General features: G+C 37.3%; 4 protein-coding genes. 2 read left to right on the top strand and 2 right to left on the bottom strand.

Going from position 1 to position 4,578, the window contains the following annotated elements:
* Positions 1-11: 11 nt before the first annotated feature.
* Together WBN20_RS02660 and rnpA are read right to left on the bottom strand one after the other, a co-directional pair.
* On the bottom strand, positions 12-1,640 hold the full coding sequence (locus WBN20_RS02660) for a S41 family peptidase (protein WP_424274124.1): 1,629 nt from the start codon (positions 1,638-1,640) through the stop codon (positions 12-14).
* Positions 1,621-2,010 carry a ribonuclease P protein component gene (gene rnpA, locus WBN20_RS02655; RefSeq protein WP_424280610.1) on the bottom strand — a complete coding sequence of 130 codons (390 nt, stop codon included), beginning with the start codon at positions 2,008-2,010 and terminating at the stop codon, positions 1,621-1,623. Before rnpA ends, WBN20_RS02660 begins: the two co-directional genes overlap by 20 nt.
* Before the next feature lie 128 nt (positions 2,011-2,138).
* Between rnpA and WBN20_RS02650 the strand changes: the two genes are divergently transcribed.
* Both WBN20_RS02650 and WBN20_RS02645 read left to right on the top strand, forming a co-directional pair.
* Complete coding sequence (locus WBN20_RS02650) at positions 2,139-3,989, top strand: CBS domain-containing protein (protein WP_424280609.1); 1,851 nt, start codon at positions 2,139-2,141, stop codon at positions 3,987-3,989.
* Positions 3,990-3,992: 3 nt separating this feature from the next.
* On the top strand, positions 3,993-4,578 hold a 586-nt coding region (locus WBN20_RS02645; RefSeq protein ID WP_424280608.1), incomplete at its 3' end, for a succinylglutamate desuccinylase/aspartoacylase family protein.

Below are 4,578 nucleotides of genomic sequence, written 5' to 3'. Positions count from 1 at the left end.
GCTTTAAGCAGCTATTTTAAGATAGACTCATATTTTGCTTTATCATCCATCAGGCTGTAAGCGGTTAATATAGCCTCATCATTTTTTAAGTAATACTGGTAAAGGCCTTCTCTGTAGAAATACCGCTTTATAATTTCGTCCTGAAGATTTATCTGAATTTCCTTTTGATAGGTTTCAAGAGCGTTTAGTTTTCGTTTGTTAATTTCGGCTAACAGGCTTTTGTAGCTTTGCTGTATATCTTCGCCATAAATAGCCTTGTCATCCCCTGAAATTGCCTCTTTTAGGGCTTTTTCCGTTTTAGTTTCAAAATTAAAATTGCTCTGCGATACGTAGTTTTTAAAATCTTCAAAGTCCGAAGGCTTAAAGCTAAATTCGTCAATACCTGCAAAGGCATTTTGATAGTAATAGTTGGTGGCGAAATCAAATACAACACTATTGTTTAAAAGAGCCTTGGTAAGCGCATTAGTCTTTAATACAGCTATTTCAATATCAGGCATTACCCCTCCGCCATCTTCAACTTTTCTGCCATTTCGTGTCTGAAACTGGTTAAATTTAGTCGTTTTCACGGCATTCCCATCTTCATCTCTGTTCCAGTAATCCAAAGATTGAATACAACGTCCGGAAGGGGTATAATATCTGGAGATAGTAACTTTTAATTGAGTGCCATAGGTAAGCCGGAGGGGTCGTTGAACCAATCCTTTGCCAAAACTTCGCGCCCCAATAATTACGGCTCGATCCAAGTCCTGTAAACTTCCTGAAACAATTTCACTAGCCGAAGCACTTCCCCCATTAACTAAAACAACCAATGGGATGTCTTCATCTACAGGCTGATTTTTTGTTGTGTACTCACGATTGAATTTTTTTACTTTGGATTTGGTAGTTACAATCAGCTCTCCTTTGGGCACAAAGAGATTTGTAACATTAATTGCTTCAGATAAGAGCCCTCCGGGATTTCCTCTTAGATCTAAAATAATTTGTTCGGCACCTTTCCCTTTTAAATCGAGAAGAGCTGCCTTTGTCTGGGAAGATGCCTTTGCATTAAATTTGGAAAGCACTATATAGCCCGTATTTTCATTTACCATGTTGTAAAAAGGAACAGCATCAACCTCTATGGCCTCTCTTTCAATTATAGTTGTATTGGTTTTACCTTGTCTTTCGTAGGTTACTTCTACTTTGGTATTGTTGGCTCCTTTTAATAGTTCACTTGCATCATCTTTAAAATCTGAAATGGAAATGTCTCCAATTTTAATGATTTCATCTCCCGCTTTTAAACCTGCTTTATCTGCCGGATAACCTTTGTATGGTTCAATAATTACCAGTTTGCTATCATATGAACGGACTAAAGAACCTATTCCGGAATATTCCCCTGCGTTGTTTATTTTATAAGCCTCTACGTCCTGCTCATTAAGGAATTTAGTATAAGGGTCAAGATCATCCAGCATGTTTTTTATGGCGGTATCCATAAGTTCTGCAGGATTGGTTTCATCTACATAATTCATGTTTAATTCCTTAAACAGGGTGGTAAAAATTTCTATCTGTTTAGCAATTTCAAAAAAATCACTTTTAAAACTACTTCCAACGACTAGCATAACAACCGCTAGCGTTGGTATCAGCACTTTTTTACTTAATAGGGTTTTCATTAGTTACTCTTATTAAAAATTGTTTTAGAATTACCCGCATTTGCTTTTCTACCTCTTCGTATTCAGGTATTTCTTTTCCAAGGTATAAAAATAGAAACGCAAAGCTTCCCTCGATGTTGTTAAAAATTTGTTCTTTGTTTAGCCTGTAGCTTTCCCTTAATAATCTTTTAATCCTATTTCTTTTTACCGCACTTTTAAAATTTCTTTTTGGTACAGCAACCCCGCATTGAACTTTTGTTTTGGCAGGGGTTTTTATGTTTAAATAAATTAACTTTAAAGGGTAGCTGGTAATAGATTTTCCTTCCTCAAAAATACCGCGAATAAGGCTCTCGCTTTTTAATTTTTCTTTTTTTGGAAATTTTGAGGACATAACGCCGCTAAATTAAACAATAAAAATCATGCTCGGTCAGTATGATAAATATCATATTTATCTCCCAGCTAGGATTTTATCTTGCATTGGATTATATTTCAAGATTATACGCCTAAACACCACTTATTATGGGGGAATTGAATGTAAAAAAACTTACCAGGAACGAGGACAAAGTTGGATATATTGATCAGTTGCTTACAGACATTGAAGCGCTTGAATATATGCTGGATAATAAAATGTTTAAAAAAAGGCCTGTGCGCATTGGCGCAGAGCAGGAATTTTGTCTTGTTGATGAAAACTGGGAACCTACAAATAAAGCAGATAAAATTCTCGAAGATATAAATGACGCTCACTTTACTTCTGAGTTAACGCTTTATAATCTGGAAATCAACCTGGATCCTCTTATCTTAAATGAGCAATGTTTTTCTGAGTTGCACAAACAATTAAAAGAGTTGCTTGTGAAAGCCAAAGCAAGCGCAGCAAAACACGGCACCAAAGTTATTCTAACCGGGATATTGCCTACCGTAGACACGAAGTTTTTGCAAACTACATATATGACCCCCTTAAAACGATATCGGGTTTTAAACGAAGCGATTAAAGATATCAGGAAGGAAGATATAGAGCTGCATATAAAGGGAGTCGATGAGGTAAACCTTCATCATAACACTATACTTTATGAGGGCTGTAATACAAGCTTCCAATCGCATCTTCAAATAGATGCAGATAATTTTGCAGACACCTATAATTGGGCACAGGCTATTGCAGGGCCGATACTTTCTATATGTACCAATTCTCCTTTATTGCTGGGCCAGGAATTATGGGAAGAGACACGAATTGCACTATTTACTCAAAGTGTTGACACCAGGGCAAGTACCTTCATTCTCAATGAAAAGGAATCCAGAGTAGGTTTTGGTAATGATTGGGTTAGAGGATCTGTAGCGGATTTTTATAAAGATGCTGTGATCAGATTCAGAAGCCTTTTAACTACCGACTTTGATACCGATAGCATGACCTTGCTTAAAAACGGAGAAACGCCAAAATTAAGGGCATTAGCCCTTCACAATGGCACAATTTATAAATGGAACAGGGTTTGTTACGGGGTAACAGACAATGTACCCCACGTTAGAATTGAGAATAGATATATGCCATCGGGCCCAACCACAGGTGATGAAATTGCAAATATGATGCTTTGGGTAGGGGTAATGATGGGAAGGCCAAAAGCCTTCGATGAAGTTCATAGTAAAATGAATTTTAAAGATGTAAAAGGCAATTTCTTCAACGCCGCAAGATATGGTATGGCAGCACAATTTCAATGGGACGGAAAATTGATTAGTAGCCAGGAATTACTACTAGATCACTTTTTGCCTATGGCATTCCGAGGGCTTTACAGTATGGGTGTTGCGCCAAGAGACGCAGAACGGTACTTATCTATTATTGAGAACAGAATTCGCTCAAATAATGGTTCCAGGTGGATGGTTAAATCATACCGCAAACTCAAAGAAAATTATAAAATACCAGACGCACTTAAGATTCTGGTTGCCACGATGTACGAGCGACAGGAAAAGCGCTATCCCGTAGATATTTGGCAACTTCCAAGGGGAGATGAATATGTAATTCCTGAAGATCAACTTAAGGTAAAAGATCGGATGAACAGAAAAACAATGACCGCACAGGAGAATGACAGCGCAGAATTGGTTTTAAAAATGATGCTTTGGAAAAACATTCACCATGCTCCAATATTAGACTATAATCTTGATTTAAGCGGATTATTAACCTGGACCGATGTAAAAAATTATATGGAAAACCCGGCTAAACTTAAAAAAAGCATTAGCTCATTAATGACCACGGATTTGATTACTACAACCGCTGAAACACCCTTGCAGGAGGCCACAGAACTTATGAACTCTAATGGCATTAATTGTTTACCGGTAGTGGAGGGAAAAAAGCTAATTGGAATTATCACAACCAATGATTTATGATTCATGGATCAAATCCAAACTAAGTCCATCGAAAAACTGAAAACCAAAAGAATAATTGGCCATATCTCCGGCAAGGAAAAGGGCCCTACCTTGGTTTTATTTGGAGGAATTCACGGAAATGAACCTTCAGGGGTTGAAGCTCTGGAACAAGTTTTCAGGCAATTGAAGACAAGTGAAGGAGATCTAAAGGGATCCATTTTTGGAATTAGAGGCAATCTGCCGGCCCTGCTGGAAAAGAAACGCTTTATAGAGCATGATTTAAATCGAATTTGGACACATTCCAGAATAGACGAGATTAAACAGAGAAGCGAATCAGAGCTTTCGGTTGAAGAAAATGAATTATCTGAAATTCATCAGCTGATTTCAGATATATTTGAGACTCAATCCCCTCCTTTCTACTTTATTGATTTTCATACCACTTCCAGCCCTACATTGCCATTTATTACAATAAATGACGCTTTAATAAACCGGGAATTTGCTTGTTTATTTCCTGTTCCTGTAATCCTTGGGATAGAAGAATATCTGGAAGGACCCTTATTAAGTTATATCAATCAAAAAGGATATGTATCCTTAGGTTTTGAATCCGGGC

It is taken from the genome of Eudoraea sp. (assembly GCF_049665975.1).
Taxonomy (GTDB): Bacteria; Bacteroidota; Bacteroidia; order Flavobacteriales; family Flavobacteriaceae; genus Eudoraea.
The sequence above is the reverse complement of the archived record's forward strand: the minus strand, read 5'-3'. Positions and strand labels throughout refer to the sequence as shown.

What these genes read in the sequence shown, in the direction of transcription:
- WBN20_RS02660 (WP_424274124.1), bottom strand. Translation starts at nt 1,640, where the DNA reads ATGAAAACCCTATTAAGTAAAAAAGTGCTGATACCAACGCTAGCGGTT.
- rnpA (WP_424280610.1), bottom strand. Translation starts at nt 2,010, where the DNA reads ATGTCCTCAAAATTTCCAAAAAAAGAAAAATTAAAAAGCGAGAGCCTT.
- WBN20_RS02650 (WP_424280609.1), top strand. Translation starts at nt 2,139, where the DNA reads ATGGGGGAATTGAATGTAAAAAAACTTACCAGGAACGAGGACAAAGTT.